The 26,563-nt window shown below is 62.2% G+C and carries 26 protein-coding genes; 18 read left to right on the top strand and 8 right to left on the bottom strand.

Annotation, left to right across the window (positions count from 1 at the left end; all coding sequences use genetic code 11):
* Positions 1 to 162 precede the first annotated feature (162 nt).
* The 6 genes from adk (at position 163) to HU737_RS02290 (ending at position 4,423) form a co-directional block, all read left to right on the top strand.
* Complete coding sequence (gene adk / locus HU737_RS02265; protein ID WP_186555453.1) at positions 163 to 813, top strand: adenylate kinase; 651 nt, start codon at positions 163 to 165, stop codon at positions 811 to 813.
* An 88-nt stretch (positions 814 to 901) separates the two neighbouring features.
* Complete coding sequence (gene tsaB, locus HU737_RS02270) at positions 902 to 1,576, top strand: tRNA (adenosine(37)-N6)-threonylcarbamoyltransferase complex dimerization subunit type 1 TsaB (protein ID WP_186555452.1); 675 nt, start codon at positions 902 to 904, stop codon at positions 1,574 to 1,576.
* 130 nt (positions 1,577 to 1,706) lie between these two features.
* On the top strand, positions 1,707 to 1,994 hold the full coding sequence (locus HU737_RS02275; protein WP_186555451.1) for a hypothetical protein: 288 nt from the start codon (positions 1,707 to 1,709) through the stop codon (positions 1,992 to 1,994).
* Positions 1,995 to 1,997: 3 nt separating this feature from the next.
* A complete protein-coding gene (locus HU737_RS02280; protein ID WP_186555450.1) occupies positions 1,998 to 2,867 on the top strand; it encodes a DUF72 domain-containing protein in 870 nt (289 codons plus the stop codon).
* A gap of 29 nt (positions 2,868 to 2,896) precedes the next feature.
* The gene (locus HU737_RS02285) at positions 2,897 to 3,727 is read left to right on the top strand and encodes an isocitrate lyase/PEP mutase family protein (protein ID WP_186555449.1); all 831 of its coding nucleotides are present in this window, start codon (positions 2,897 to 2,899) and stop codon (positions 3,725 to 3,727) included.
* 6 nt (positions 3,728 to 3,733) lie between these two features.
* Entirely contained in the window at positions 3,734 to 4,423 is a 690-nt protein-coding gene (locus tag HU737_RS02290) for an extensin-like domain-containing protein (protein WP_186555448.1), read from the top strand.
* 2 nt (positions 4,424 to 4,425) lie between these two features.
* Here the strand turns inward: HU737_RS02290 and HU737_RS02295 are convergent, their stop codons facing one another.
* Positions 4,426 to 5,046, bottom strand: coding sequence for an energy transducer TonB (locus tag HU737_RS02295; protein WP_186555447.1), 621 nt, complete (start codon positions 5,044 to 5,046; stop codon positions 4,426 to 4,428).
* 94 nt (positions 5,047 to 5,140) lie between these two features.
* Here HU737_RS02295 and HU737_RS02300 point away from each other — a divergent pair, with 94 nt between their 5' ends.
* Positions 5,141 to 5,923, top strand: a complete 783-nt coding sequence (locus tag HU737_RS02300; RefSeq protein ID WP_186555446.1) for a class I SAM-dependent methyltransferase — start codon at positions 5,141 to 5,143, stop codon at positions 5,921 to 5,923.
* A gap of 67 nt (positions 5,924 to 5,990) precedes the next feature.
* On the opposite strand, the gene HU737_RS02305 is transcribed toward HU737_RS02300, so the two are convergent.
* From HU737_RS02305 to HU737_RS02320, 4 genes are all read right to left on the bottom strand, one after another.
* Positions 5,991 to 6,401, bottom strand: coding sequence for a SufE family protein (locus tag HU737_RS02305; RefSeq protein ID WP_186555445.1), 411 nt, complete (start codon positions 6,399 to 6,401; stop codon positions 5,991 to 5,993).
* Positions 6,398 to 7,603 (bottom strand): cysteine desulfurase, encoded by a 1,206-nt coding sequence (locus tag HU737_RS02310; RefSeq protein ID WP_186555444.1) that lies wholly within the window; start codon positions 7,601 to 7,603, stop codon positions 6,398 to 6,400. Before HU737_RS02310 ends, HU737_RS02305 begins: the two co-directional genes overlap by 4 nt.
* 79 nt (positions 7,604 to 7,682) lie before the next feature.
* Positions 7,683 to 8,717: a 2,3,4,5-tetrahydropyridine-2,6-dicarboxylate N-succinyltransferase gene (gene dapD, locus HU737_RS02315; protein ID WP_186555443.1), complete on the bottom strand. Its 1,035-nt coding sequence runs from the start codon at positions 8,715 to 8,717 to the stop codon at positions 7,683 to 7,685.
* Positions 8,718 to 8,757: 40 nt separating this feature from the next.
* Positions 8,758 to 9,105 (bottom strand): ArsC family reductase, encoded by a 348-nt coding sequence (locus tag HU737_RS02320; RefSeq protein ID WP_186555442.1) that lies wholly within the window; start codon positions 9,103 to 9,105, stop codon positions 8,758 to 8,760.
* Positions 9,106 to 9,382: 277 nt separating this feature from the next.
* Here HU737_RS02320 and HU737_RS02325 point away from each other — a divergent pair, with 277 nt between their 5' ends.
* Positions 9,383 to 11,029 carry a Na+/H+ antiporter gene (locus HU737_RS02325; protein ID WP_186555441.1) on the top strand — a complete coding sequence of 549 codons (1,647 nt, stop codon included), beginning with the start codon at positions 9,383 to 9,385 and terminating at the stop codon, positions 11,027 to 11,029.
* A gap of 42 nt (positions 11,030 to 11,071) precedes the next feature.
* Here HU737_RS02325 and dapC read toward each other — a convergent pair whose 3' ends face one another.
* Genes dapC through map form a run of 3 tightly spaced genes read right to left on the bottom strand, consistent with a single transcriptional unit; the run spans position 11,072 to position 15,797 of the window.
* Entirely contained in the window at positions 11,072 to 12,268 is a 1,197-nt protein-coding gene (dapC, locus tag HU737_RS02330; RefSeq protein WP_186555440.1) for a succinyldiaminopimelate transaminase, read from the bottom strand.
* A 22-nt stretch (positions 12,269 to 12,290) separates the two neighbouring features.
* On the bottom strand, positions 12,291 to 14,993 hold the full coding sequence (locus HU737_RS02335; RefSeq protein ID WP_186555439.1) for a [protein-PII] uridylyltransferase: 2,703 nt from the start codon (positions 14,991 to 14,993) through the stop codon (positions 12,291 to 12,293).
* A gap of 21 nt (positions 14,994 to 15,014) precedes the next feature.
* The gene (map, locus tag HU737_RS02340; RefSeq protein WP_186555438.1) at positions 15,015 to 15,797 is read right to left on the bottom strand and encodes a type I methionyl aminopeptidase; all 783 of its coding nucleotides are present in this window, start codon (positions 15,795 to 15,797) and stop codon (positions 15,015 to 15,017) included.
* Between the two features lie 346 nt (positions 15,798 to 16,143).
* Here map and rpsB point away from each other — a divergent pair, with 346 nt between their 5' ends.
* The 10 genes from rpsB (at position 16,144) to HU737_RS02390 (ending at position 26,563) form a co-directional block, all read left to right on the top strand.
* Entirely contained in the window at positions 16,144 to 16,881 is a 738-nt protein-coding gene (rpsB, locus tag HU737_RS02345; protein ID WP_186555437.1) for a 30S ribosomal protein S2, read from the top strand.
* A 186-nt stretch (positions 16,882 to 17,067) separates the two neighbouring features.
* A complete protein-coding gene (gene tsf / locus HU737_RS02350) occupies positions 17,068 to 17,931 on the top strand; it encodes a translation elongation factor Ts (RefSeq protein ID WP_186555436.1) in 864 nt (287 codons plus the stop codon).
* 181 nt (positions 17,932 to 18,112) lie between these two features.
* Positions 18,113 to 18,856 carry a UMP kinase gene (pyrH, locus tag HU737_RS02355; protein ID WP_084854362.1) on the top strand — a complete coding sequence of 248 codons (744 nt, stop codon included), beginning with the start codon at positions 18,113 to 18,115 and terminating at the stop codon, positions 18,854 to 18,856.
* On the top strand, positions 18,853 to 19,410 hold the full coding sequence (gene frr, locus HU737_RS02360) for a ribosome recycling factor (RefSeq protein ID WP_186555435.1): 558 nt from the start codon (positions 18,853 to 18,855) through the stop codon (positions 19,408 to 19,410). The genes pyrH and frr overlap by 4 nt, the downstream gene beginning before the upstream one ends.
* A 16-nt stretch (positions 19,411 to 19,426) precedes the next feature.
* Entirely contained in the window at positions 19,427 to 20,182 is a 756-nt protein-coding gene (uppS, locus tag HU737_RS02365) for a polyprenyl diphosphate synthase (protein ID WP_186555434.1), read from the top strand.
* Positions 20,182 to 20,997 carry a phosphatidate cytidylyltransferase gene (locus tag HU737_RS02370; RefSeq protein WP_186555433.1) on the top strand — a complete coding sequence of 272 codons (816 nt, stop codon included), beginning with the start codon at positions 20,182 to 20,184 and terminating at the stop codon, positions 20,995 to 20,997. The genes uppS and HU737_RS02370 overlap by 1 nt, the downstream gene beginning before the upstream one ends.
* A complete protein-coding gene (ispC, locus tag HU737_RS02375; protein WP_186555432.1) occupies positions 20,994 to 22,184 on the top strand; it encodes a 1-deoxy-D-xylulose-5-phosphate reductoisomerase in 1,191 nt (396 codons plus the stop codon). Before HU737_RS02370 ends, ispC begins: the two co-directional genes overlap by 4 nt.
* A gap of 46 nt (positions 22,185 to 22,230) precedes the next feature.
* Positions 22,231 to 23,583 carry an RIP metalloprotease RseP gene (gene rseP, locus HU737_RS02380; protein WP_186555431.1) on the top strand — a complete coding sequence of 451 codons (1,353 nt, stop codon included), beginning with the start codon at positions 22,231 to 22,233 and terminating at the stop codon, positions 23,581 to 23,583.
* Between the two features lie 71 nt (positions 23,584 to 23,654).
* Entirely contained in the window at positions 23,655 to 26,015 is a 2,361-nt protein-coding gene (gene bamA / locus HU737_RS02385) for an outer membrane protein assembly factor BamA (protein WP_186555430.1), read from the top strand.
* Between the two features lie 44 nt (positions 26,016 to 26,059).
* Positions 26,060 to 26,563, top strand: coding sequence for an OmpH/Skp family outer membrane protein (locus tag HU737_RS02390; RefSeq protein WP_186555429.1), 504 nt, complete (start codon positions 26,060 to 26,062; stop codon positions 26,561 to 26,563).

Below are 26,563 nucleotides of genomic sequence, written 5' to 3' on the forward strand. Positions count from 1 at the left end.
GCAAGTGGCGCTTTGCTGCAACTTTGGGACGCTTGTCTGGTCGCCGGGTGCTGTGTATCTTGAGCAGCCTTTTGACCGATTTTCTGGTCGATACCCGATTTTCCGGAATTGGCCCTGACGCCGAATCCATTGATTTGCATAAAAAAATATGAGGAGCACAAGATGCGCGTAATTCTGCTGGGAGCTCCCGGGGCCGGTAAAGGTACTCAGGCAAAGTTCATCACCGAGAAGTTCGGCATTCCACAGATCTCCACCGGTGACATGCTGCGTGCTGCCGTCAAGGCCGGCACCCCACTGGGTCTGGAACTGAAAAAAGTCATGGACGCCGGTCAGTTGGTCTCCGACGACCTGATCATCAGTCTGGTCAAGGAGCGTATCGCCCAGCCTGATTGCGCCAAGGGCTGCCTGTTCGACGGCTTCCCACGGACCATCCCTCAGGCTGAAGCCATGGTTGCCGCCGGTGTCGATATCGACGCTGTGGTCGAGATTGCCGTGGACGACGAAGAAATCGTTGGCCGTATGGCCGGTCGCCGCGTGCACCTGGCCTCGGGCCGCACCTACCACATTCAGTACAACCCGCCGAAAGTGGAAGGCAAGGACGACGTCACGGGCGAAGAGCTGATCCAGCGTGATGACGACAAGGAAGAAACCGTGCGCCATCGCCTGTCGGTCTACCACAGCCAGACCAAGCCGCTGGTGGACTTCTACCAGAAGCTCTCGGCTGCCAACGCTGGCAAGCCGAAGTACAGCCACATCGAAGGTGTCGGCTCGGTTGAGGCGATCACCGCCAAGGTCCTGGCAGCCTTGAGCTGATCCACGCCTATGCATGACAACGGCCCGCTTGCGGGCCGTTGTCGTTTATACTGGCGCTCTTTTCTCTTTGCCCCTGGAAACCCGTTCGATGACCACCCTGCTGGCCCTGGATACCGCCACCGAAGCCTGTTCCGTTGCGCTGCTGCATGACGGCAAGGTGACCAGCCACCATGAGGTGATCCCCCGCCAACACGCGCAGAAGCTGTTGCCGATGATCAAGCAGATCCTGGCTGAATCGGGCGTAGCGCTGAGCGATCTGGATGCCATCGCCTTTGGTCGTGGCCCAGGTGCGTTCACCGGGGTGCGCATCGCCATTGGTGTGGTGCAGGGCCTGGCCTTCGCCTTGGAGCGCCCGGTGCTGCCGGTATCGAACCTGGCCGCCTTGGCGCAACGGGCCTTGCGCGAGCGTGGCACGCGGCACGTTGCGGCGGCCATCGATGCGCGGATGGATGAGGTCTACTGGGGCTGCTACCAGGCCAACGAAGGTGAGATGCGCCTGCTCGGTCGCGAAGCCGTCTTGCCGCCAGAGCGTGTGGCCTTGCCAGAGGCAGGCGGTGATTGGTTCGGTGCGGGGACTGGCTGGGGTTACGCGCCGCGCCTGGCTGCGCAGGTGAGCGACAGTGATGCCAGCCTGCTGCCCACTGCCTTGGATATCCTCAGCTTGGCCGGATACGCTTGGGCACGCGGTGAGGCGATTGCCGCCGACCAGGCTCAGCCAGTCTATCTGCGCGATAACGTGGCCACGCCCAAGGCGCCTCGTTAACCGCAGTTCGTCGGCTATTTACATTCGCGCTAAACCTTTCGTGGGAACTGTGGTCCAGTTATCACAATGGCATTAGCGATGGATCTCTGATGCTGCTAAATTGCCATCATTGATCCTGAGTGTTCATTCCATGCGTATCGACGGCTTCTCTTCCCAGTCCTACCCGATCAAGCGCGCACCGCGCAAGGCGCAGGTGCGTGATGAGTCTGTCGAAGATGCCGAGCTGATCGAGGACAGCGAAGTCCCGCAGGAGGCCAGGACCCGCCGTGGTGGCGCGGGGCTGCCGGCCCGTCAGCAGGATCTGATCTTCCCGCGCGCGCGCGATCGACGCACCGCGACCGCTCTGGCCAGCTACCTGGCCACTGCCGGCTTCACCGATTGGGATATGGAAGTGCTGGGGCTGGATCTGTACATTTGATGGATGAATCCATCGCCTCTGCCTTACTTTCTCGGTTGTCCGTCCTGGAGCGAAAACGCCTGGCGCGATCACCTGTATCCCGCTGACGCCCGCGCCACTGAATTTCTAGGCCTGTATAGCCAGGTATTCAACGCGGTCGAAGGCAATACCACCTTTTATGCCCGTCCCGCGCCTTCCACGGTAGAGCGCTGGGCTCAGGTCATGCCTGCGCACTTTCGCTTTACCGCCAAATTTCCTCGGGATGTCAGCCATGCCGGTGACCTGCGTGAGCAGCTGCCATCGGCGATCGACTTCACTCGCCTGCTAGCACCTCTTGGCCCACGGGTTTCGCCCTATTGGCTGCAACTGCCAGCGGTGTTCGGCCCTGCTCGCCTGGCTGAGCTTGCGCACTTTCTTGACCACATTGGCGTACCGGTGGCGGTCGAGGTGCGTAATCCGCGGTTCTTTGCCCGTGGCGATGAGGAGCGGGCGCTGAATCGCCTGCTGCATGGGCGTGGGGTGGAGCGCATCTGCCTGGATCCGCGGGCCCTGTTCAGCTGCACCTCGCGCGAGCCGGCAGTGCTGCATGCCCAGTCGAAGAAACCCAACGTGCCAGCGCGGCCTGCGGCCTTCAGTCAGCACCCACAGGTGCGGTTCATTGGCCATCCGCAGCTTGAGGCGAACGAGCACTTCCTCACGCCGTGGGTGGGCAAGGTCGCTGAGTGGATCGAACAGGGGCGTAGCCCGTACATTTTCCTGCATACCTCGGATAACCGCCTGGCAGCGGCCTTGGCCCAGCGTTTTCATCAACGGCTGAGCGAGCGCTTGCCGGGGCTTGCGCCTTTAGCTGAATTGCCACGTGCCCCTGAGGTCGAACAACTAGGGCTACTCTGACCACTTCTCAACCTGCCGGAGCTGTAACCATGGATGTGCAAACCCTGCGAGCGGAGGCCTTCAAGGCGCTGCATGAGCGTGATGGCGCCTTTGTCATTGCCAACCCCTGGGATGCTGGCTCCGCCCGGCTGCTGGCCAGCCTGGGCTTCGAGGCGCTGGCCACGACCAGTGCGGGGTTGGCCTTCAGCCTGGGGCGGCCGGATGCCGAGGCTCAGCTGAGCCTGGACGAAACCCTGGCCAATGCCCGCTCGATTGTCGATGCCACGCCTTTGCCGGTGGCTGCGGATTTGGAGAATGGTTTCGGCGACCTGCCAGACGATTGCGCCCAGACTATTTTGCGCGCCGCTGAAGTGGGCTTGGTCGGCGGTTCGATCGAGGACGCCAGCGGTCGCCGCGAAGCGCCCATTTATGACCTCGGCCTGGCCGTGGAGCGCGTGCGCGCAGCGGTACAGGCGGCGCGTAGCCTGCCATTTGCGTTCACCCTGTGTGCCCGCGCCGAGAACCTGCTACATGGGCGCATGGACCTGGATGACACCATCCTGCGCCTGCAGGCGTATGCCGAAGCCGGCGCTGATGTGCTGTATGCCCCAGGGCTGCGCAGTGTCGATGAGGTGCGTGCGGTGGTCCAGGCGCTGGCTCCGAAACCTGTGAATGTATTGATGGGTTTGGCGGGTGTGCCGCTGAGCGTCAACCAACTGCAAGACCTGGGGGTGCGACGTATCAGCGTCGGCTCATCGCTGGCCCGGGCGGCACTCGGCGCGTTGCAGCGGGCGGCGCTGGAGATTCGCGATCAGGGCACCTTCAGCTACGCCGAGCAGGCGTTGCCGTTCGCCCAGCTCAACGATCTGTTCCGACGCTGAGCCCTGATGCGCTGGCTTGGCTGGCTGCTGTTGGTGCTGCTGCTCGCAGCGGGCCAGGCCTGGTACCTGGGCTGGCGTCCACCCGCGCAGTGGAATCCGTGGGCGGCGCTGGATGTGCGCCAGCCGCCGAACCTGCTCACGCCTTATAAACTGTCGCGTCTGCGCAAGGACCCTGCCTTATGCCAGCAGGCGCTGCAAACCTCGGTCTTGCGCTACCGAGCCCAGGCCGACAGCGCAGCGACGGCGCAATGTCCGCTGCAGAACGTGTGGCGGGTGGAGGCCGGTCAGGCGCGCTTGAGCAGTAGTTTTCTCGCCACCTGCCCGCTGGCGGTGGCCTATGCCCTGTTCGAGGCGCATGGCTTGCAACCGGCGGCGCAGCGGGTGTTTGGCCAGCCGGTGGTGCAGGTTGAGCACCTTGGCAGCTTCGCCTGTCGCAACGTCTACAACCGCAAGCAAGGTCGGCTGAGCCAGCATGCCACGGCCAATGCCTTGGATATCAGCGCCTTTCGGCTCAAGGATGGCCAGCGCATCGTGTTGGCGCAGCACTGGCAGGGTGGGGGGCAGAAGGCGGAGTTTCTCAGGCAGGTGCGGCAAGCGGCCTGCGAGAGTTTCAGTACGGTATTAGGGCCTGACTACAACGCGGCGCACCACAACCACTTTCATCTCGACATGGGGCTCTGGCAGATTTGCCGCTGAGCTCAAGCGTGGACGCGGACGTTGTTCAGCACGACAGGGCGTGCCCAGTGAATGTCGAACTCCAGCTCATTCTGCTGCTGGGCCAGGGTCGGCTCATCGAACGGTTCTGGCGCCGGGTCCAGCAGGTCCATTTCAAATTCGGCGATCGGCAGGTGCAGCGGGCGCGGCGAAGGCGCGGCGCCAGGTTCAGCTTGCGCATGGCCCTGGCTCATGACCACCGGACGCAGCCAGCTGTTGCTCAGATCGAGATCGCGTTGTTGCTCGATCAACTCGGCGGCGCTGAACGGTTCCGGGGCAGGCTCGAGCAGGTTGGCTTCAAGTTCGGCCTTGGGCAGGAACAGCGGCTCGGGTGGCTTGACCTCGGTGTCTTGCACGCTGCAAGCACGTTGGGCATCGATCAACGCCAGGGCACGGGCGCCCCCGATCGGTTCTCCGCTTTCGTTGTCGTACTGCACCAGCGCTTGGCTGACGGCGTCGGTCTCTTGCCCTTGCTGGTCGGCCAACGCCTGGGCGAAGAAATCCTGCCACAGGTGGCTGACGCCGCCGAGGGCCTGGGTATTCTGTCGACCGTAGTTGCCGACAGGCGACAGGTAGGTCAAGCCGATGGGAAGGGTATCTGACATGGCAGTCGCGCGTGTTGTGCTCTGGCAGAATAGCGGATACTGCGTGTATCGGCCGTGGCCGGCGTTTCATTAATTATTTCGGATGCGGGATCGGATGGTAGAGCAAGAGCAGGGCACAGGCATCAGGGTCGAGGCGCTGGCGCCCGAGTTCCAGGCGCAGGCGGCCGTATGGGCTGAGCGGTTGGGGTTGCCATTGGCTGACGAGGCGGCGGAGTTTGCCGTGCAAGTGGGTGTGGACGGCTTGCAGATCCAGCAGCTGGGGCCGCAGGCACCGGGTCCGGTGCGCGTCGACTTCGTCGAGGGCCAGGCGGCGCATCGGCGCTTGTTCGGGGGTGGCAATGGGCAGATGATCGCCAAGGCGGTCGGTATCGCTCAGGGGGTGCGGCCGCAGGTGCTGGATGCAACTGCCGGGCTGGGTAAAGATGCTTTCGTGCTAGCCAGCCTTGGCTGCCAGATGACCTTGATCGAGCGCCAGCCGCTGATTGCCGCGTTACTCGAAGATGGCCTGGCGCGCGGCCGTGGAGATGTCGAGGTAGGGCCAATCGTTGAGCGGATGCGTTTGTTGGTGGGCAACGCCATCGAGCGCATGCGCACCTGGCAGGGCGAGGCGCCACAGGTGATCTACCTGGATCCGATGTTCCCGCACCGCGACAAGAGTGCTTTGGTGAAGAAGGAAATGCGCGTGTTCCGGCCGTTGGTCGGTGACGACCTGGATGCGCCGGCGTTGCTCGAGGCAGCCTTGGCGTTGGCTTCGCACCGGGTCGTGGTCAAGCGGCCGCGTAAGGCGCCGATTATCGACGGGCCCAAGCCCAGTCATAGCCTTGAGGGCAAATCGAGTCGCTATGACATCTATCCGAAGAAGGCCTTGAAGGCTTAGCGCAGCGTTTGCAGATTCCGCCACTGGGGCTGCCTTGCAGCCCTTGTCGGCGGTTGCCCAGACACCTTCAGGCGGCGGATGCCAACTGAGCCATGCGTTGCAGTACCGCATGCAGGCCATTGCTGCGCGAGGGCGACAGTTGGCGCTCAAGGCCAAGCTCGGTGAACCAGGCCCCCAGCTCAAGCTGCGCCAGCTCGGCGCTATCGAGCCCCTGTACCCGGACCAGCAGCAAGGCCAGCAGCCCCCTCAGCAAGCGTGCATCGCTAGCGGCCTTGAACTGCCATTGTCCGCCTTGCTGGTTGGCGACCAGCCACACCAGGCTCTCACAGCCATGGACACGGTTGTCCTCGGTCTTTTCGCGCTCGTCCAGCGGCGCCAGTCGGTCGCCCCATTGCATCAGCAGGCGCGCTCGTTGTTCCCACCCCCGAGCCTGCTGGAATGCCTGCAGTGCTTGGCTGGCCTCGCTCGACAGGCTCATCGTAACAACTCCAGGCCCTGATCCAGCGCGTCGAAGAAGCGCTGCAAGTCGTCACTGTCGTTGTACAGGCCTAGCGATACCCGAATTGCCCCTTCCAGCCCCAACCCCTTGAGCAGCGGCATCGCGCAATGATGCCCGGCGCGTACGGCAATGCCCTGCTCGGTCAGCAGGTGAGCGATATCGGCGTTGTGCACACCGTCGACGACAAAGCTCACCAGGGCGCTTTGCGGCATGCCGAGGATACGCACGCCATCACGATCGGCCAGGCCGCGTAGCAGATGCTGATGCAGGCTGGTTTCATGGGCCTGTACGGCGTGTGGGTCGAGGCTGGCCAGGTAGTCGAGGGTCGCACCCAGGCCAATGACCCCAGCAATGGGCGGCGTTCCCGCCTCGAAGCCCAGCGGCGCCGGGCGAAAACTGGCGCCGTGATAGTCGGCCAGTTGCACCATCTCTCCGCCAAACTGCCAATGAAGCAGCTGTTCCAAGGCCTGCGGGCGCCCATACAGGACGCCTACGCCTTCAGGTCCGTACAGTTTATGGCTGGAGAACACGTAGAAGTCGCATTCGAGTTGCTGCACATCGTGGCGGCCATGCACCACGCCCTGCGCGCCGTCGACCACGGTCAATGCGCCTTGGGCGCGGGCGTGGGCGAGCAGAGCGGGGAGTGCTTGCCAGGTGCCCAGTACGTTGGACAGTTGGCTGACTGCCAGCAGGCGGGTGCGCGGGCCGATCAGTTGCAGCGCTTGATTCAGGTCGATGTGGCCCTGCTCATCCAGCGGCAGGATGACCAGGCGCAAGTTGCGCCGGCGCGCCAGTTGCTGCCACGGCAGCAGGTTGGCGTGGTGCTCCAGGGCGCTGATGGCGATCTCGTCGCCCTCGTTGAAGCCATGTTCCAGGCCATAGGCCAGCAAGTTCAGCGCTGAAGTGGCGCCATGGGTGAAGATGATCTGCCGCGAATCGGCGGCATTGAGCCAGGCGGCGACCTTGTCGCGGCTGGTCTCGAAGGCTTGGGTGGCCAGCGCACCGGGCAGGTGCTGGGCACGATGAACGTTGGCCGCGCCATGGCCGTAGTAATGGCTCAAGGCATCGAGCAGGGCCTGGGGCTTTTGCGTGGTGGCGGCGCTGTCCAGATAGGTCTGGTGCTGGCGTTCTAGAGCGGCGATGGCGGGAAAGTCGGCACGCCACGGGGAGGGCTGAAACATGATCGAGGGACCTGGAAATAAAAACGGGCCTGGCGCTAACGCCAGACCCGATCTTATCACTTCAAACCCCGCGAGGTTCTCAGTTGTGCGCGTGCAGCGCCTCGTTCAGCTCGATGGCCGACTTGTGGGTCTTGCACTCTACTGCGCCGTTCAGCGAGTTGCGACGGAACAGCAGGTCGGTCTGGCCGGCCAGGTCGCGGGCCTTGACCACTTTGACCAGTTGGTTGTTCTCGTCGAGCAGGTTCACCTTGGTGCCAGCAGTGATGTACAGGCCAGCTTCAACGGTGTTGCGATCGCCCAGCGGGATGCCGATACCCGCGTTGGCGCCGATCAGGCAGCCTTCGCCGACCTTGATCACGATGTTGCCACCACCGGAGAGGGTGCCCATGGTCGAGCAACCGCCGCCCAGGTCCGAGCCCTTGCCGACGAATACGCCAGCGGACACGCGGCCTTCGATCATGCCTGGGCCTTCGGTGCCGGCGTTAAAGTTGACGAAGCCTTCGTGCATGATGGTGGTGCCTTCGCCGATGTAGGCGCCCAGGCGCACACGGGCGGTATCGGCGATACGTACGCCGGCCGGGACCACGTAGTCGGTCATTTTCGGGAACTTGTCGACCGAGAACACTTCCAGCAGCTCGCCCTTCAGGCGCGCTTCGAGTTGCAGTTCGGCAAGCTCGGCCAGGTCGACGGCGCCCTGGTTGGTCCAGGCAACGTTTGGCAGCAGCGGGAACACGCCAGCCAGGCTCAGGCCGTGCGGCTTGACCAGGCGGTGCGAGAGCAGGTGCAGCTTGAGATAGGCTTCTGGGGTCGAAGTCAGCGCGCTGTCTTCGGCCAGCAGGGTCGCGACCAGCGGCTTGTGGCTTTCAGCCAGGCGGGTCAGCAGGGCGTATTGGGTGGCATCGACGGCCTTGAGCGCATCGGCCAGCTGGCCGGCCTGGGCGTTGGTGAAGGCGATGGCTTGGTTGCCGCCTTCATAGCCGAGGATCGGCGCGACCGCAGCGACCAGCTCGGCACTCGGGTTGATCAGTGGTTGCGCGTAGAAGACTTCCAGCCAGGTGCCCTGGCGGTTCTGGGTGCCGACACCGAAGGCCAGGCTGAACAGAGTAGTGGACATGCGATTACCTCTTGCGAAATAGGGTGGAAGCGGAGCGGACTCAGGCCAGCGCTGCGGCGTACAGGTCAGGCTTGAAGCCGACCAGGGTACGCTCGCCGAGGTCAAGCACCGGGCGCTTGATCATCGACGGCTGGGCCAGCATCAATTCGACGGCCTTGGCCTGGTCGAGGTTGGCTTTGCTGGCATCGTCGAGCTTGCGGAAGGTGGTGCCGGCACGGTTGAGGATGACTTCCCAGCCGTGCTCGTCGCACCAGCGATTCAGGCTGTCGCGGTCGATGCCTTGAGTCTTGTAGTCGTGAAATTGATAGCCGATGGCTTTTTCTTCGAGCCAGGTACGGGCTTTTTTCATGGTGTCGCAGGCTTTGATGCCGTAGAGAGTGTAAGCCATTGAATGCCTGGGGCGCCTTGGGGTAGGCGTCCCGATACTCCGTGAAGAAAAGGTGAGGGCGATTATGCGACATCGACGAGCCTGGCGCCACGGCTGGCTGCCGAGCGCGCATGGGCGAAGCGTGTCACCTGATGTCGGGTAGCATTGTGTTACATATTCTCCGCTCGCCTGCGACTATGGTGCAGCGGTGCATTATTACTGCACGCCGCTAACATATTGTTTCAATGGCGATGTTTTGCCCCGCCAGGGTTTTTCGAATTACACAGGAAGCTTGCTGATGCAGTCAGCCTATACCGTCCTTATCCTGCTGACGCTGGTAAGCGTGTCAAAACTGGTGGGGCGGATGATCCCGCTGCCTCTGCCGCTGGTGCAGATCGCGGCCGGGGCACTGCTGGCCTGGCCGAGCCTGGGCCTGCATGTGGCGCTGGAGCCGGAGTTGTTCTTGTTCCTGTTCTTGCCGCCGCTGCTGTTCGCCGATGGCTGGCGCATCCCCAAGCGTGAGCTGTGGCGTATACGTGGCCCGGTGGTTGCGCTAGCGGTGGGCTTGGTGCTGTTCACGGTGGTCGGCGCTGGCTACTTCATTCACTGGTTGTTGCCGAGCATCCCGCTGCCGGTGGCCTTCGCCTTGGCCGCCGTGCTGTCGCCTACCGATGCCGTGGCAGTCTCGGCGATTACCCAGGACCGTTTGCCTACGCCGTTGATGCACATGCTTCAGGGCGAGGCGCTGATGAACGATGCCACGGGCCTGGTGACCTTCAAGTTCGCCCTGGTGGCGGCGATTACCGGTGCCTTCTCGTTGGCCGAGGCCAGTTTCACATTCGTGCTGGTGGCGCTGGGAGGCCTCGCGGTGGGGGTTGCGCTGAGCTGGCTGATCGGTCGCCTGCGTGCCTGGATGATCGCCCGTGGCTGGGATGACCCTGCCACCCACGTGGTGTTCATGCTTTTGCTGCCGTTCGCTGCCTATGTACTGGCCGAGCGCCTGGGCGTTTCGGGCATTCTTTCGGCGGTGGCGGCGGGGATGATGCAAAGCTGGCTCGATCTGCTGCCACGCCAGACCAGCACACGTCTGCTCAATCGTAGCGTCTGGTCGCTGCTGGAGTTCGCCTTCAATGGGCTGATCTTCTTGCTGCTGGGCCTGCAGTTGCCGGACATCATCAAGGCTGTGGTCAGCCATGAGGCGACCATCTGGCCGACCCTGGCCTATCGCTGCCTCGACGTACTGGCGATCTTCGCCGCGCTGATCCTGTTGCGCTTCATCTGGGTACAGAGCATCTGGCGCGCGATTGGCGTGGTGCGCCGCTGGCGCGGTAAGCCCGAGCTGGTGCTGATGCCCACCGCTCGGTCGTGTTGGTTGCTGACGATCGGTGGCGTGCGCGGCGCGGTGACCCTGGCGGGCGTGATGTCGGTCCCGCTGCTGATGGGGGCGGGCCAGGCGTTTCCTGAGCGAGACCTGCTCATCTTCATTGCGGCGGGGGTAATCCTGCTGTCGTTGATCGGCGCCTGTATTGCTTTGCCGATCCTGTTGCGCGGTGTGACCAAAAGCCCGGACGAGCGTTTGCAGCAAGAAGTACAAGAAGCCTGGCGGCGCACGGCCGCGGCGGCCATTCATGCCTTGGAAGCCGAAGAGGTGATCGACGCCAATGCGCCGCAGGACGCCGCGCAGGCGACTTTGGCCACCGAGCTCAAGGCACGTTTGATGGCTGAGTATCGGGATGAGCTGGACAGCTACAACGACAGTGCCGAAGCGCGCGCGCTGGCTGAGCAGATGGACCTGCTGGAGCGTCGCCTGCGGGTGAAAGCACTACGGGCGCAGCGTCTGGAATTGTACAACCTGCACCGTCAGCATCTGGTAGGCGATGAGGTGGTGCGCCAGGTGCTGGGTGAGCTGGATATGAGTGAGGCGAACCTGGGGCAGGTCAAATAGGGAGAAGGGGGCCGCAAAGCGGCCCCTTGCTCGCTGCTGAAGTCAGCGCTTGCTCAGGAAGTCCCGAATCCGCTCAGCCGCCTCGATGCACTCGGCCAGCGGCGCAACCAGCGCCATGCGCACTCGGCCTGCACCTGGGTTGACCCCATCGACCTCTCGCGACAGGTACGAACCCGGCACCACGGTCACGTGCTGTGCTTGGAACAGGTCGCGGGTGAACTTGGCATCACAGCCCGGCACCTTGGCCCACAGGTAGAAGCTGCCGTCCGGACGCTGAACGTCCATTACCGGTTGGAGGATATCCAGCACCGCGTCGTACTTGGCCCGGTATTGGTCGCGGTTGGCGCGTACGTGGGCTTCATCCTGCCAGGCGGCGACGCTGGCCAGCTGGGTTTGCACCGGCATGGCGCAGCCGTGGTAGGTGCGGTACAGCAGGAATGGCTTGATGATCTCGGCGTCACCGGCGACGAAGCCCGAGCGCAGGCCCGGCAGGTTGGAGCGCTTGGACAGGCTGTGGAACACCACGCAGCGTTTGAAATCGCTACGGCCAAGCTCGGCGCAGGCGCTCAGCAGGCCTGGTGGTGGCGCGTCTTCGTCGAAGTACAGCTCGCTGTAGCACTCGTCGGCGGCAATCACGAAGTCGTGCTCATCGGCCAGGACGATCAGCTTTTTCAGGGTGTCCATCGGCACCAGGGCGCCAGTGGGGTTGCCTGGGGAGCACAGGAACAGGATCTGGCAGCGCTGCCATACCTCTGCCGGCACTGCGTCGAAGTCCGGATTGAAGCCGTTGTCTTCCAGGCACGGCAGGTAGTGCGGGGTGGCACCGGCAAGCAGGGCTGCGCCTTCGTAGATCTGGTAGAACGGGTTGGGGCTGATCACCAGGCCGTCATCGGCGCGGTTGACCACTGCCTGGGTGAAGGCGAACAGCGCCTCCCGGGTGCCGTTGACCGGCAGGATATGGCGGTCGGCATCCAGCCAGCCGGTTGGCACGCCGAAGCGCTGTTCGCACCACTGGCCAATCGCCTGGCGCAGCGCCGGCAGGCCGAGGGTGCTGGGGTACACCGCCAGCTTGTCGAGGTTGTCGGCCAGGGCCTTGGCGACGAACGCCGGCGATTCGTGCTTCGGCTCGCCGATCGACAGGGCGATGGCACGTTTGTCCGCCGCCGGCTGCACGCTGCCCAGCAGGGCGCGGAGTTTCTCGAACGGGTAGGGCTGAAGCTGGGTCAAGGCATGGTTCATCGGCGCAAGGTCTCGTCAATCGTTAGAAGGTCACGCGGGTAGGGCTGGCGTCGCTGGCCTGGCCTTTTTGCAACTGCTGGATGATCGCTTCCTGCAGGCGGCTGCACAGCTGCGGATCAGACAGCGGCTGGTTGTCGGCGTCGGTAATGAAGAACACGTCTTCCACGCGCTCGCCGAGGGTGGCGATCTTGGCGTTTTGCAGCGACAGGTCGAACTCCAGGAAGATCCGCCCGATCCGCGCCAGCAGGCCTGGGCGATCAGGGGCGATGATCTCGAGGATGGTCACCGGACGCTGGGCATCGTTGTGGATGGTCACCTGCGGGGCAAAGGTGAAGTGCTTGAGCTGGCGCGGCACCCGGCGCTGGATGATGGTCGGGTAGTCCTCGGGGTTGCGCAGGGCCTCGGTCAGGCCCTCGCGGATCTGCTTGACCCGCTGCGGGTTGTCGCCGATCGAGCCGCCGTCGTTGTCCAGGACAATGTAGGTGTCGAGGGTGAACTGGCTGCTCGAGGTGATGATCCGCGCATCATGGATGTTCAGGTTGAGCTGGGACATCGCCGCCACGGTCACGGCGAAGAAGTCGTGCTGGTCGGGTGCATAGATGAAGATCTGCGTGCCACCCTCGAATTCACGCTGGGTGGTTTCCTTGATCAGCACCAACGGGCCGCCATCGGCTGGCTGCTGCAGGATCGCATCGCTGTGCCAGGCCACGTCGGCGGCGGTGTGCTTGAGAAAGTAGTCATCGCCCAGTTGCGACCACAGTTGCTCGACGTCGTCCGGGTCGGTGCCTTCGCGGATCAGGATGTCGAGCGCGGCGCTCTGCGTCTGGCGGATCTGCTCTTCGCGGTCCAGCGGGTTTTCCAGGCCTCGGCGCAGCGCGCGCTTGGTCTCGGTATAGAGCTGACGCAGCAGGCTGGCGCGCCAGGAGTTCCACAGGCTGGGGTTGGTGGCGTTGATGTCGGCCACGGTCAGCACATACAGGTAGTCCAGGCGCGTCTCGTCGCCCACGTGCAGGGCGAAGTCGTTGATCACTTGCGGGTCGGACAGGTCCTTGCGCTGGGCAGTGGTCGACATTACCAGGTGGTTCTGTACCAGCCAGACGATCAGCCGGGTATCCCAGGTTGGCAGCTGGTGGCGCTCGCCAAAGGCCTGGGCGTCGACCGCGCCGAGTTCGGAATGATCGCCCTGACGACCCTTGCCGATGTCATGGTAGAGCCCGGCCAGGTAGATCAGCTCGGGTTTGGGCAGGCGGCCCATGAGCTTGCTGGCCAGCGGGAATTTCTCCGACACCGGGGTGTACTGCAGCTTGCGCAGGTGCTTGATCAGGTTGAGGGTGTGCGCATCGACCGTATAGATGTGGAACAGGTCATGCTGCATCTGCCCGACGATCAGGCCGAACTCCGGCAAGTAGCGGCCGAGGATGCCGTAGCGGTTCATCCGGCGCAGGTTGCGGTGGATGCCGATCTCGCACTTGAACAGCTCGATGAACAGGCTGGTATTGCGGATATCGTTGCGGAAGTTGTCATCGATCAGATGGCGATGCTCGCGCAACAGGCGCACGGTATCGGCGCGCACGCCCTTGATCTCCGGGTGCTGGGCCATCAGCACGAAGATCTCCAGCATGGCGAACGGCGTGCGTTTGAACACGTTGGGGCTGACCGCTTCTATATAGCCATCGTGCAGGCGAAAGCGAGCGTTGAGCGGTTGGGTGGTGCCACTGTCGTCGTCAGCGAGGATGACTTCCTCGAAGTGCTGGATGATCAGGTCGCACAGCTGGCTGATGCTCATCACCACCCGGTAGTACTGCTGCATGAACTGCTCGATGGCGCGCTTGGGGTTTTCATCGCTGAAGCCAAGCAACGCGGCGATGCTGCGCTGGTGGTCGAACAGCAGGCGGTCTTCGGCGCGTCCGGCGAGCATGTGCAGGGCGTAGCGCACCCGCCAGAGGAAGGCCTGGGAGGAGGCGAGCAGTTCGTTCTCGCTCTCCAGCAGGAAACCTTCGCCAGCCAGGGCGTGCAGGTTGAGCGTGCCGTACTGGCGACGGGCGACCCAGAGCACGGTCTGGATATCGCGCAGGCCGCCGGGTGAGCCTTTGACGTTGGGCTCCAGGTTGTACTCGGTGTCGTTGTACTTGTGGTGGCGGGCCTTGAGCTCGGCGCGCTTGGCCAGGAAAAACTCCTTGCTCGGCCACATGGTGGCGGTGCTGGTCACCTCGAGCATGCGCTGGCGCAGGGGCTCGGGGCCGGCAATGGTGCGGCTTTCCATCAGGTTGGTGATCACCGTCAGGTCGGCGCGGGCCTGCTCGGCGCATTCCTCGACGCTGCGTACGCTCTGGCCGACTTCCAGGCCGATGTCCCAGAGCAGGGTCAGAAAACCTTCGATGGCTTCGCGGTACTGCTCGTGTTCGGCGCCATCGAGCAGGATCAGTAGGTCGATGTCGGAGAACGGGTGCAGTTCGCCGCGTCCGTAACCGCCCACGGCGATCAGGGCGATGCCGCTAGGGTCATGCCATTGGAACTGGTTCCAGGCCTGCTGCAGGATGTTGTCGACGAACCAGGCGCGGTCCTCGATCAGTCGGCGGATCTCGCGGCCTTCGCGAAAGCGCTTGTCGAGCACCTCGCGGGCCAGGCGGATGGCCTTCTTGAAGGCAGCGATGGGGCTTGCCTTGAGCGCCAGTTCCGCCTGGAACTGGCCGCGGTCGAACAGCTCGGGATCCACCTGGGGCATCGAGTCGCTTTCCTGAAGGTATTAGGCCGACGTACGGGGGATGGTGTCGTCTTTGCGCAGGGTGAAGATTTCGTAACCGGTTGCCGTCACCACCAGGGTGTGCTCCCACTGCGCCGAGAGCTTGCGGTCCTTGGTGATGGCGGTCCAGCCGTCGCCCAGCACCTTGGTGTCAGCCTTGCCCTGGTTGATCATCGGCTCGATGGTGAAGGTCATGCCTTCCTTGAGCTCCATGCCGGTACCGGCGCGGCCGTAGTGCAGGATCTGCGGCTCTTCATGGAACACCTTGCCGATGCCGTGGCCGCAGAACTCGCGTACCACCGAGAAACCGTTCTTCTCGGCGTGTTTCTGGATCACTTCGCCAATGTCACCCAGGCGGCAGCCTGGCTTGACCAGCTCGATGGCCTTGTACATGCATTCCTGGGTGACTTGCGACAGGCGCTCGGCCCAAACCGGTACCGTACCGACATGGAACATGCGGCTGGTGTCTCCGTGGTAGCCGTCCTTGATCACGGTGACGTCGATGTTCAACGTGTCGCCGTTCTTCAAGGGCTTGTCATTGGGGATGCCATGGCAGACCACGTGGTTGATCGAGGTGCAGATCGACTTGGGGTAGCCCTTGTAGTTGAGCGGCGCCGGGATGGCCTGTTGGACGTTGACGATATAGTCATGGCACAGGCGGTCGAGCTCTTCGGTGGTGACACCGGGCTTGACGTGTTCTTCGATCATTTCCAGCACTTCAGCGGCCAGGCGGCCGGCGATGCGCATCTTCTCGATGTCTTCTGCGGTCTTGATGGTAACGGTCATTACAGGCTCTCTACGGCGCCCCATGGGGCGCGAACAAACGGGAAAGGCCGGATTCTAGCAGAGCAGGGCGTCGATCTGTCGGGATAAAGGCGCTGTTGCTGCGGTCTATTGGAGGCATTTTGGCGCGATTGGCCGCTGGCTGCAAAAGCCGCTGACGGACGAGACAGTATTCGGGTTCCGTTCGTGCGCGGTCTGTGGTATAAAATGCGCCGCTTTCCGGGAGGTCCCGGCAAGCTTAAACCCACACACGTGTCGACACGATGACCTGGGTGCCCCGAACGCTTCGGCTTCGCGGGTTGGTCATTGGGATACGTGGAGGCCCAACCCGACTTATCAAGGAACTATCATGTCCCAAGTCAACATGCGCGATATGCTGAAGGCCGGTGTGCACTTCGGTCACCAGACCCGTTACTGGAACCCGAAAATGGGTAAATACATTTTCGGCGCGCGTAACAAGATCCACATCATCAACCTGGAAAAAACCCTGCCAATGTTCAACGACGCTCTGTCGTTCGTAGAACGCCTGGCCCAGGGCAAGAACAAGATCCTGTTCGTCGGCACCAAGCGTTCCGCCGGCAAACTGGTCGCCGAGCAAGCAGCTCGTTGCGGTTCGCCATACGTTGATCACCGCTGGTTGGGCGGCATGCTGACCAACTACAAAACCATCCGCGCTTCGATCAAGCGTCTGCGTGACCTGGAAACCCAGGCCGAAGATGGTACCTTCACCAAGCTGACCAAGAAAGAAGCTCTGATGCGTTCGCGCGATCTGGAGAAGCTGGACCGCAGCCTGGGTGGTATCAAGGATATGGGCGGTCTGCCTGACGCTCTGTTCGTTATCGACGTTGATCACGAGCGCATCGCGATCACCGAAGCTAACAAGCTGGGCATCCCGGTTATCGGCGTTGTCGATACCAACAGCAGCCCGGAAGGTGTTGATTACATCATCCCAGGCAACGACGACGCCATCCGCGCCATCGAGCTGTACATGACTTCGATGGCTGACGCTGTCATCCGCGGCCGCAACAACGTTGCTGGCGGCACCGAAGTCTACGCTGAAGAAGCGGCGGCACCAGCTGCTGAGTAATTGACGCCTGGCGTCTACTTAGCACGCGAAAAGGGGGCTTGGCCCCCTTTTTGCCACCTGAAATCCTCCTGTCAGCATTAGCGCCGCATCATGTGTTTCGCAGGCGAGATGGCAGTGGATTTACAGAATTGAACGCCCGTGACGAGCGGGTGGAATGGTTGAAAAACTTTCCAAGAGGATTTTGAAATGGCAGAGATTACTGCAGCGCTGGTAAAAGAACTGCGCGAGCGTACCGGCGAAGGCATGATGGATTGCAAAAAGGCCCTGACCAAGGCCGGCGGCGACATCGAAAAAGCCATCGACGACATGCGCGCCTCGGGTGCCATCAAGGCAGCTAAAAAGGCTGGCAACGTTGCCGCTGAAGGCGCCATCGCCATCAAGGCTGACGACAAGTCCGCAGTCCTGCTGGAAGTGAACTCGCAGACCGACTTCCTGGCTCTGCAAGACGACTTCAAGAACTTCGTCGCTGAAAGCGTTGAGCAAGCCTTTGCCGAGAAACTGACCGACGCTGCGCCGCTGATCGCTTCCCGCGAAGCTGCTCGCGAAGCCCTGGTTGCCAAGGTTGGTGAGAACGTCAACATTCGTCGCCTGGTGCGCGTCGAAGGCGACGTGGTCGGTACCTACCTGCACGGTAACAAGATCGGTGTGGCAGTGGTCCTGAAGGGCGGCGACGTCCAACTGGCCAAAGAAATCGCCATGCACGTTGCCGCGTCGAACCCAGAGTTCCTGGATTCGTCGGAAATCTCCGATGAGGCCATCGAGCGCGAGAAGGCTGTCTTCCTGCAGCTGAACGCCGACAAAATCGCTGGCAAGCCTGAGAACATCGTTGAGAACATGATCAACGGTCGTATTACCAAGTTCAAAGCCGAAGCCTCGCTCAAAGAGCAAGCCTTCGTCATGAACCCGGAGATCAAGGTCGGCGAACTGGCCAAGAAAGCCGGTGCTGAAATCGTTTCCTTCACCTACTTCAAAGTCGGCGAAGGCATCGAGAAGCCAGTTGACAACTTCGCTGAAGAAGTTGCCGCTCAGCTGGCTGCTGCCAAGCAGTAAGACAGACTCCGTCTGTCGCCCCAAAGAGGCTGCCCGCTCACGCGCGCAGCCTCTTTGTCAAACCGGTGCCAGGTTTATCCGACCTGGCTCCGCTGGCGCTGAAGCAGCGCCACGCTACAGTTAGCAGGCTGTATCCAGCCCGCGCAGAATTTTCTTAAAGACGCCGCAGGAGAGACTCGCAATGGCTCAGCAGGTGAGTGGTCGCCAACCTCGCTATAAACGCATTTTGCTCAAACTTAGCGGCGAGGCCCTGATGGGCTCGGAAGAGTTCGGGATCGACCCGAAAGTATTGGATCGTATGGCCCTGGAAGTGGGTCAGTTGGTCGGTATCGGTGTCCAGGTAGGCCTGGTCATCGGTGGCGGCAACCTGTTCCGCGGTGCAGCACTCAGCGCAGCCGGCATGGATCGCGTTACTGGCGACCACATGGGCATGCTTGCCACCGTGATGAACGCCCTGGCCATGCGCGACGCCCTCGAGCGTTCGAACATCCCGGCCCTGGTCATGTCGGCCATTTCCATGGTTGGCGTCACCGATCATTACGATCGTCGCAAAGCTATTCGCCACCTCAACTCCGGGGATGTGGTAATTTTCTCCGCCGGTACCGGCAACCCGTTCTTCACCACCGACTCCGCAGCCTGCCTGCGTGCCATCGAAATCGATGCTGATGTGGTGCTGAAGGCGACCAAGGTCGACGGTGTGTACACTGCCGATCCATTCAAGGATCCGCATGCCGAGAAGTTCGATCACCTCACCTATGATGAGGTCTTGGATCGCAAGCTTGGTGTGATGGACCTGACCGCAATCTGCCTGTGCCGCGACCACAAGATGCCATTGCGGGTATTCAACATGAACAAACCTGGCGCCCTGCTGAACATCGTGGTGGGTGGCGCTGAAGGTACTTTGATCGAGGAAGGCCAAGCATGATCAACGAAATCAAGAAAGATGCTCAGGAACGCATGACCAAGTCGCTGGAGTCGCTCCAGCACGCGTTCAGCCGTATCCGCACCGGTGTCGCCCACCCGAGCATTCTGGAAGGTGTGATGGTGCCTTACTACGGCGCCGACACCCCTATCAAGCAAGTGGCCAACATCACCGTCAAGGATTCGCGCACCCTGCAGGTCGTCGCTTTCGAGCGCAACATGCTCGGCGCGGTCGACAAGGCGATTGCCAGTGCAGGTCTGAACCTGAACCCGACCAACCTTGGCGAACTGCTGCTGATCAACATGCCGCCGCTGACCGAAGAAACCCGTAAGGGCTTCACCAAGCAGGCGCGTGATGCGGCAGAAGACGGTCGTATCGCTGTGCGTAACATCCGTCGTGACGCCCTGAGCCAGCTCAAGGACCTGGTCAAGGAAAAGGAAATCAGCGAAGACGAAGAGCGTCGCGCCGCTGATGACATCCAGAAGCTGACCGACAAGTTCGTGGCCGAGATCGAAGTTGCCGTGAAGGCCAAGGAGAAGGACCTGATGGCCGTCTGAGGCCAGGGTTTTCTTCATGGATAAGACCAAGCAAGCGGCACCGTCCTCGGTGCCGCGCCACGTTGCGATCATCATGGACGGCAACAATCGCTGGGCGAAGAAGCGTCTGCTGCCCGGCGTTGCCGGTCACAAAGCAGGCGTCGATGCCGTGCGTGCGGTGATTGAGGTCTGTGCCGAGGCTGGGGTCGAGGTGCTGACCCTGTTCGCCTTCTCCAGTGAAAACTGGCAGCGTCCGGCGGAAGAAGTCGGCGCGTTGATGGAGCTGTTCTTCACGGCCTTGCGCCGCGAAGCTCGGCGCCTCAACGAGAACAACATCAGCCTGCGCATCATTGGTGATCGCTCGCGCTTCCATCCGGAACTGCAAGCAGCCATGCGTGAGGCCGAGGCTGCGACTGCGGGGAGTAATCGCTTCATTCTCCAGGTCGCCGCCAACTACGGTGGTCAGTGGGACATCGCCCAGGCCGCCCAGCGGTTGGCTCGTGAGGTCCAGGCCGGTCATCTGCGCCCGGACGACATCACCCCTGGCTTGTTGCAGACCTGCCTGTCGACGGGTGATCTGCCGTTGCCTGACTTGTGTATCCGTACCGGTGGCGAACACCGCATCAGCAATTTCCTGCTGTGGCAGCTGGCCTATGCCGAGCTGTACTTCTCCGACCTGTTCTGGCCGGACTTCAAACACGAGGCCATGCGTACCGCCCTGGCCGATTTCGCTTCGCGCCAGCGCCGCTTTGGTAAGACCAGCGAGCAGGTCGAGGCTGGAGCTCGTGCTTAATGCTTAAACAACGCATCATTACCGCGCTGATCCTGCTGCCGATCGCGCTGGGTGGCTTCTTCCTGCTCAATGGCGGGGATTTCGCCCTCTTCATCGGCTTCGTAGTAACGCTTGGCGCCTGGGAATGGGCACGCTTGGCTGGACTGATGGCCCAGCCGCTGCGCATTGCCTACGCCGCAGTGGTTGCTGGGGCGCTGATGCTGCTGTACCTGATGCCGGACCTGGCGCCCTGGGTGCTCGGCGCTTCGGTGATCTGGTGGGGGTTGGCCACCTGGCTGGTACTGACGTATCCGCGTAGCAGCGAGCTGTGGAGCAGTGCCGCTTGCCGTCTGTTGATTGGTCTGCTGGTGTTGCTGCCGGCTTGGCAGGGGCTGGTGTTGCTCAAGCACTGGCCGCTGGGGAACGGCCTGATCCTGTCGGTCATGGTGCTGGTCTGGGCCGCCGATATCGGCGCGTATTTCTCCGGTCGTGCCTTTGGCAAGCGCAAGCTGGCCCCGCAGGTCAGTCCAGGCAAGAGCTGGGAGGGCGTCTATGGTGGCCTCACCGTCAGCCTGCTGATTGCGCTGGGTGTCGGCCTGGTGCGCGAGTGGAGCATCGGCCAGCTGCTGCTGGGCTTGCTGGGCGCCGTGGTGGTAGTCATGGCCTCGGTGGTCGGCGACCTCACCGAAAGCATGTTCAAGCGCCGCGAAGGGATCAAGGACAGCAGCAATCTGCTGCCTGGCCATGGCGGCGTGCTCGATCGCATCGACAGCCTGACCGCCGCGATTCCGATGTTCGCCGTGCTGCTCTGGGCTGCTGAATGGGGTGTCATGTGAGCCGAGTGCAACGCATTACGGTGCTGGGTGCCACCGGCTCGATTGGCCTTAGCACGCTGGATGTGATCGCCCGTCATCCTGAGCGTTACCAGGTGTTCGCCCTGAGCGGTTACTCGCAGGTGGATGAGTTGCTGGCCCTGTGCTTGCGTCATCGCCCGGTCTACGCCGTGGTGCCGAGTGCCGAGGCTGCTAGCCGTTTGCGTGCAGGTCTAAGTGCCGCGGGTAGCGCCACCGAAGTATTGGAAGGCGAGGCAGGGCTGTGCCAAGTGGCCGCCGCGAGCGACGTGGATGCGGTGATGGCGGCGATTGTCGGCGCTGCCGGCCTGCGGCCAACCCTGGCGGCGGTCGAGGCGGGCAAGAAGGTCTTGCTGGCCAATAAAGAAGCCCTGGTGATGTCCGGCGCGCTGTTCATGGACGCCGTGCGGCGCAGTGGCGCGGTATTGCTGCCCATCGACAGCGAGCACAACGCCATCTTCCAGTGCCTGCCGGGCAATTATGCCCAGGGCTTGAGTGCTGTGGGGGTGCGACGCATCCTGCTGACCGCCTCTGGTGGGCCGTTCCGCGAGACGTCGGCAGCCGAGCTTGAGCACGTCACTCCAGAGCAGGCGTGCGCGCATCCCAACTGGTCGATGGGGCGCAAGATTTCCGTCGATTCGGCGAGCATGATGAATAAAGGCCTGGAGCTGATCGAAGCCTGCTGGCTGTTCGATGCGGCGCCAGCCCAGGTGGAAGTGGTGGTGCATCCCCAGAGCGTGATCCACTCGCTGGTGGATTATGTCGATGGCTCGGTGCTGGCCCAGTTGGGCAACCCGGACATGCGCACCCCCATCGCCAACGCCCTGGCCTGGCCGCAAAGGATCGACTCCGGGGTTGCCCCACTGGATCTGTTCGCGGTAGCTCGCCTGGACTTCCAGGCTCCCGACGAGCAGCGCTTCCCTTGCCTGCGCTTGGCGCGTCAGGCTGCCGAGGCGGGTAATAGCGCCCCGGCGGTACTCAATGCGGCCAATGAAGTGGCGGTCGAGGCATTTCTCCAGCGGCGTATCCGCTTCCCGGAGATCGCGGGTATGATCGAACAGGTGCTCGACCAGGAGCCGGTGGTGTCATTGCCCTCGCTGGATGCGGTGTTTGCCGCCGACCAGCGTGCCCGGGAGCTGTCCCGTGAATGGTTGCGGCGTCACGCTCGCTGATGCGTAGTGGCTCCAGAGTTGTGCTGAACGTCATTCGGAGATGGATATGACTGCGCTCTACATGATTATCGGCACCCTGGTGGCGCTGGGTGTACTTGTCACTTTCCATGAGTTCGGCCACTTCTGGGTGGCCCGCCGTTGTGGGGTCAAGGTGCTGCGCTTCTCGGTCGGTTTCGGCACGCCGCTGCTGCGCTGGCATGACCGCCATGGCACCGAGTTCGTCGTCGCGGCGATTCCGCTGGGTGGCTACGTCAAGATGCTCGACGAGCGCGAGGGCGACGTGCCGCCTGCGCTGGTCGATCAATCGTTCAATCGCAAACCGGTCGGGCAGCGTATCGCCATCGTTGCCGCCGGACCTATTGCCAACTTCCTCCTGGCCATCGTGTTCTTCTGGGCCCTGGCCATGCTCGGCACCCAGCAGGTGCGCCCGGTGATTGGTGCCGTTGAGCCGGCGAGCCTGGCCGCTTCTGCTGGCTTGGTCGCAGGTCAAGAGATCGTTTCGGTTGACGGTAAGGCGACCAATGGTTGGTCAGCGGTCAATCTGCAGCTGGTGCGGCGTCTTGGCGAAAGCGGTGTGCTGCGTGTTGGCGTTCTCGATGAAGGCGCCACAGCCGAGCGTCAGCACGAGATCAAGCTCGATCAATGGCTCAAAGGCGCGGATGAGCCTGACCCGATCCAGTCGCTGGGCTTGCGCCCATGGCGTCCAGTGATCAGCCCGGTGCTGGCCGAGATCGATCCGAAGGGGCCGGCTGCGGCTGCCGGGCTCAAGACCGGTGACAAGCTGCTGAGCCTGGATGGCGTTGCCCTGAACGACTGGCAACAAGTGGTCGACAGTGTCCGTGCCCGTCCCGAGGCCAAGGTGCAATTGCGCGTCGAGCGTGACGGCGCGGTGCTGGATATCCCGGTGACCTTGGCCCGTAAAGGTGAAGGTCAAGCCTCCGGTGGCTACCTCGGGGCTGGCGTCAAAGGTGGCGAATGGCCCGCCAACATGCTCCGCGAAGTCAGCTATGGGCCGCTCGAAGCGGTGGGCGAGGGCCTCTCGCGTACCTGGAACATGAGCATACTGACCCTTGAATCGCTGAAGAAAATGCTGTTCGGGGAGCTCTCGGTAAAAAACTTGAGCGGACCGATAACCATTGCTAAAGTGGCGGGCGCTTCAGCCCAGTCGGGCGTTGGGGATTTCCTGAATTTCCTGGCCTACCTGAGCATAAGCCTGGGGGTTCTTAACCTGCTGCCCATTCCAGTACTGGATGGGGGGCATTTGCTGTTCTACCTGATCGAGTTGGCGCGCGGTCGTCCGCTGTCGGATCGGGTGCAAGGTTGGGGGGTCCAGATCGGTATCAGTTTGGTCATAGGGGTGATGTTGCTCGCCCTGATCAACGATCTGGGTCGACTATAAAAGCTTCGCATTGCGAACCTGCCGCCCTTTCGCGGCAGGTTGTTTATTGCCAGTTGGAATAAAAGGACTTCATGAAACGTCTGCTGCTAACTGCGGTCCTCTCCGCACTGATGATCGCTGAAGTTCACGCCGAGTCCTTCACCATCTCCGATATTCGTGTCAACGGCCTGCAGCGGGTGTCCGCCGGCAGCGTGTTCGGCGCCTTGCCCCTGAACGTGGGCGATCAGGCCGACGACCGTCGCCTGGTGGATTCCACCCGCTCGCTGTTCAAGACCGGCTTCTTCCAGGACATCCAGCTGAGCCGCGACGGCAATGTCCTGATCATCAACGTGGTCGAGCGCCCGTCGGTGTCGAGCATCGAGATCGAAGGCAACAAGGCGATCAGCACCGAAGACCTGATGAAAGGTCTCAAGCAGTCGGGCCTGGCTGAAGGCGAAATCTTCCAGCGCGCCACCCTTGAAGGTGTGCGTAACGAGCTGCAGCGCCAGTACGTGGCCCAGGGCCGCTACTCGGCTGAAGTCGACGCCGAGGTGGTGCCGCAGCCGCGCAACCGCGTTGGCCTGAAGATCAAGATCAACGAAGGCACGGTCGCTGCCATCCAGCACATCAACGTGGTGGGCAACACCGTGTTCGATGATGAAGAACTCGGTCAGCTGTTCGAGCTCAAGACCACCAACTGGCTGTCGTTCTTCAAGAACGACGACAAGTATGCTCGCGAAAAACTCTCCGGTGACCTGGAGCGCCTGCGTTCCTACTACCTGGACCGCGGCTACATCAACATGGACATCGCTTCGACCCAGGTATCGATTACCCCGGACAAGAAGCACGTGTACATCACCGTCAACATCAACGAAGGTGAGAAGTACACCGTTCGTGACGTGAAGCTGTCCGGCGACCTCAAGGTGCCGGAAGACCAGGTCAAGTCGCTGCTGCTGGTGCAGCCTGGCCAGGTGTTCTCGCGCAAGGTGATGACCACCACGTCCGACCTGATCACCCGTCGCCTGGGTAACGAAGGCTATACCTTCGCCAACGTCAACGGCGTACCGCAACCGAACGATGAAGACCATACCGTCGACATCATGTTCGTGGTCGACCCGGGCAAGCGTGCCTACGTCAACCGCATCAACTACCGCGGTAACACCAAGACCGAAGACGAAGTGCTGCGTCGCGAAATGCGCCAGATGGAAGGCGGCTGGGCGTCGACCTACCTGATCGACCAGTCCAAGACCCGTCTGGAGCGCCTGGGCTTCTTCAAGGAAGTCAACGTCGAGACCCCGCCAGTGCCAGGCACCGACGACCAGGTCGACGTCAACTACAGCGTTGAAGAGCAGGCTTCCGGCTCGATCACCGCCAGCGTCGGTTTCGCCCAGAGCGCGGGCCTGATCCTCGGTGGTTCGATCAGCCAGACCAACTTCCTCGGTACCGGTAACAAGGTGTCGATCGGCCTGACCCGAAGCGAATACCAGACCCGCTACAACTTCGGCTTCGTTGACCCCTACTGGACTGCCGATGGCGTCAGCCTGGGTTACAACGCCTTCTACCGCAGCACCGACTACGATGACCTCGACGTCGACGTAGCCAGCTACGCAGTAGACAGCCTGGGCGCCGGTGTCAGCATCGGTTACCCGATCAGCGAAACCTCGCGTCTGACCTATGGCCTGACCGTACAGCAGGACAAACTCAAGACTGGCCGTTACACCGTTGACGAGATCTTCGACTTCGTCGAGAAGGAAGGCGATAACTTCCTCAACTTCAAGGCGTCGGTCGGTTGGTCCGAGTCGACCCTGAACAAAGGCGTGCTGGCAACCCGTGGTCATTCGCAAAGCCTGACCCTGGAAACAACCGTGCCGGGCAGCGACCTGTCGTTCTACAAGCTCGACTACCGCGGCCAGCTGTTCAAGCCAATCAACAACGACTACACCCTGCGTCTGCACACTGAGTTGGGTTACGGCGACGGCTTCGGCGGCACTTCCGGCCTGCCGTTCTATGAGAACTACTACGCGGGTGGTTTCAACTCGGTGCGTGGCTTCAAGGACAGCAGCTTGGGTCCACGTAGTACGCCAAGCCGTGGTGCGGGCGTTACCGGCAACCAAGGCACTGTCGCCGACCCGGATCAGGATCCGCTGCCATTCGGTGGTAACGTCCTCGTCCAAGGTGGTGTCGAGTTGCTGTTCCCGCTGCCGTTCGTCAAGGACCAGCGCTCGCTGCGTACTTCCGTGTTCTGGGACGTGGGTAACGTGTTCGACACCAATTGCGGCTCCAAGCCTGATTGCGAGAAAGTCGGCCTGTCTGGCCTGGCCAGCTCGGTCGGCCTGGGCGTGACCTGGATTACGGCCTTGGGCCCGCTGAGCTTCAGCCTGGCGATGCCGATCAAGAAGCCGGACGAAGCCGACACCCAGGTGTTCCAATTCTCTCTGGGCCAGACCTTCTAAGGTCGGCCCTTGCTTAACGACAACGGTTTATTCAGGAGTGCATCGTGCGTAAGTTGACTCAAATGGCCGTTATGGCCGCGGCGCTGGTCGCCACCCCGGCTTTCGCCGAAATGAAAGTTGCCGTGCTGAACTACCAGATGGCACTGCTCGAGTCGGACGCTGCGAAAAAGTACGCAGTGGATGCGGAGAAGAAATTCGGCCCACAACTGACCAAGCTCAAGAGCCTGGAAAGCAGCGCCAAGGGCATCCAGGACCGTCTGATCAAGGGCGGCGACAAGATGCAGCAGCAAGAGCGTGAGCGCCTGGAGCTCGAATTCAAGCAAAAAGCACGTGACTTCCAGTTCCAGTCCAAGGAACTCAACGAAGCCAAGGCCGTTGCCGACCGCGACATGCTCAAGCAGCTCAAGCCTAAGCTGGACGGCGCTGTGGAAGAAGTGATCAAGAAGGGTGGCTTTGACCTGGTGCTCGAGCGCGGCGCAGTGATCGATGTCAAACCGCAGTACGACATCACTCGCCAAGTCATCGAGCGCATGAACCAAGCCCGTTGA

This window comes from Pseudomonas urmiensis (assembly GCF_014268815.2).
Classification (GTDB): domain Bacteria; phylum Pseudomonadota; class Gammaproteobacteria; order Pseudomonadales; family Pseudomonadaceae; genus Aquipseudomonas; species Aquipseudomonas urmiensis.

Coding starts and splice junctions, on each gene's coding strand:
- HU737_RS02290 (WP_186555448.1), top strand. CDS start 3,734: ATGCGCTGGCTTGGCTGGCTGCTGTTGGTGCTGCTGCTCGCAGCGGGC.
- dapD (WP_186555443.1), bottom strand. CDS start 8,717: ATGTCCACTACTCTGTTCAGCCTGGCCTTCGGTGTCGGCACCCAGAAC.
- tsf (WP_186555436.1), top strand. CDS start 17,068: ATGGCAGAGATTACTGCAGCGCTGGTAAAAGAACTGCGCGAGCGTACC.
- HU737_RS02275 (WP_186555451.1), top strand. CDS start 1,707: ATGCGTATCGACGGCTTCTCTTCCCAGTCCTACCCGATCAAGCGCGCA.
- HU737_RS02280 (WP_186555450.1), top strand. CDS start 1,998: ATGAATCCATCGCCTCTGCCTTACTTTCTCGGTTGTCCGTCCTGGAGC.
- map (WP_186555438.1), bottom strand. CDS start 15,797: ATGACCGTTACCATCAAGACCGCAGAAGACATCGAGAAGATGCGCATC.
- uppS (WP_186555434.1), top strand. CDS start 19,427: ATGGATAAGACCAAGCAAGCGGCACCGTCCTCGGTGCCGCGCCACGTT.
- HU737_RS02300 (WP_186555446.1), top strand. CDS start 5,141: ATGGTAGAGCAAGAGCAGGGCACAGGCATCAGGGTCGAGGCGCTGGCG.
- HU737_RS02370 (WP_186555433.1), top strand. CDS start 20,182: ATGCTTAAACAACGCATCATTACCGCGCTGATCCTGCTGCCGATCGCG.
- rseP (WP_186555431.1), top strand. CDS start 22,231: ATGACTGCGCTCTACATGATTATCGGCACCCTGGTGGCGCTGGGTGTA.
- HU737_RS02325 (WP_186555441.1), top strand. CDS start 9,383: ATGCAGTCAGCCTATACCGTCCTTATCCTGCTGACGCTGGTAAGCGTG.
- tsaB (WP_186555452.1), top strand. CDS start 902: ATGACCACCCTGCTGGCCCTGGATACCGCCACCGAAGCCTGTTCCGTT.
- HU737_RS02295 (WP_186555447.1), bottom strand. CDS start 5,046: ATGTCAGATACCCTTCCCATCGGCTTGACCTACCTGTCGCCTGTCGGC.
- frr (WP_186555435.1), top strand. CDS start 18,853: ATGATCAACGAAATCAAGAAAGATGCTCAGGAACGCATGACCAAGTCG.
- rpsB (WP_186555437.1), top strand. CDS start 16,144: ATGTCCCAAGTCAACATGCGCGATATGCTGAAGGCCGGTGTGCACTTC.
- HU737_RS02320 (WP_186555442.1), bottom strand. CDS start 9,105: ATGGCTTACACTCTCTACGGCATCAAAGCCTGCGACACCATGAAAAAA.
- HU737_RS02310 (WP_186555444.1), bottom strand. CDS start 7,603: ATGTTTCAGCCCTCCCCGTGGCGTGCCGACTTTCCCGCCATCGCCGCT.
- bamA (WP_186555430.1), top strand. CDS start 23,655: ATGAAACGTCTGCTGCTAACTGCGGTCCTCTCCGCACTGATGATCGCT.
- HU737_RS02285 (WP_186555449.1), top strand. CDS start 2,897: ATGGATGTGCAAACCCTGCGAGCGGAGGCCTTCAAGGCGCTGCATGAG.
- pyrH (WP_084854362.1), top strand. CDS start 18,113: ATGGCTCAGCAGGTGAGTGGTCGCCAACCTCGCTATAAACGCATTTTG.
- dapC (WP_186555440.1), bottom strand. CDS start 12,268: ATGAACCATGCCTTGACCCAGCTTCAGCCCTACCCGTTCGAGAAACTC.
- HU737_RS02335 (WP_186555439.1), bottom strand. CDS start 14,993: ATGCCCCAGGTGGATCCCGAGCTGTTCGACCGCGGCCAGTTCCAGGCG.
- HU737_RS02305 (WP_186555445.1), bottom strand. CDS start 6,401: ATGAGCCTGTCGAGCGAGGCCAGCCAAGCACTGCAGGCATTCCAGCAG.
- adk (WP_186555453.1), top strand. CDS start 163: ATGCGCGTAATTCTGCTGGGAGCTCCCGGGGCCGGTAAAGGTACTCAG.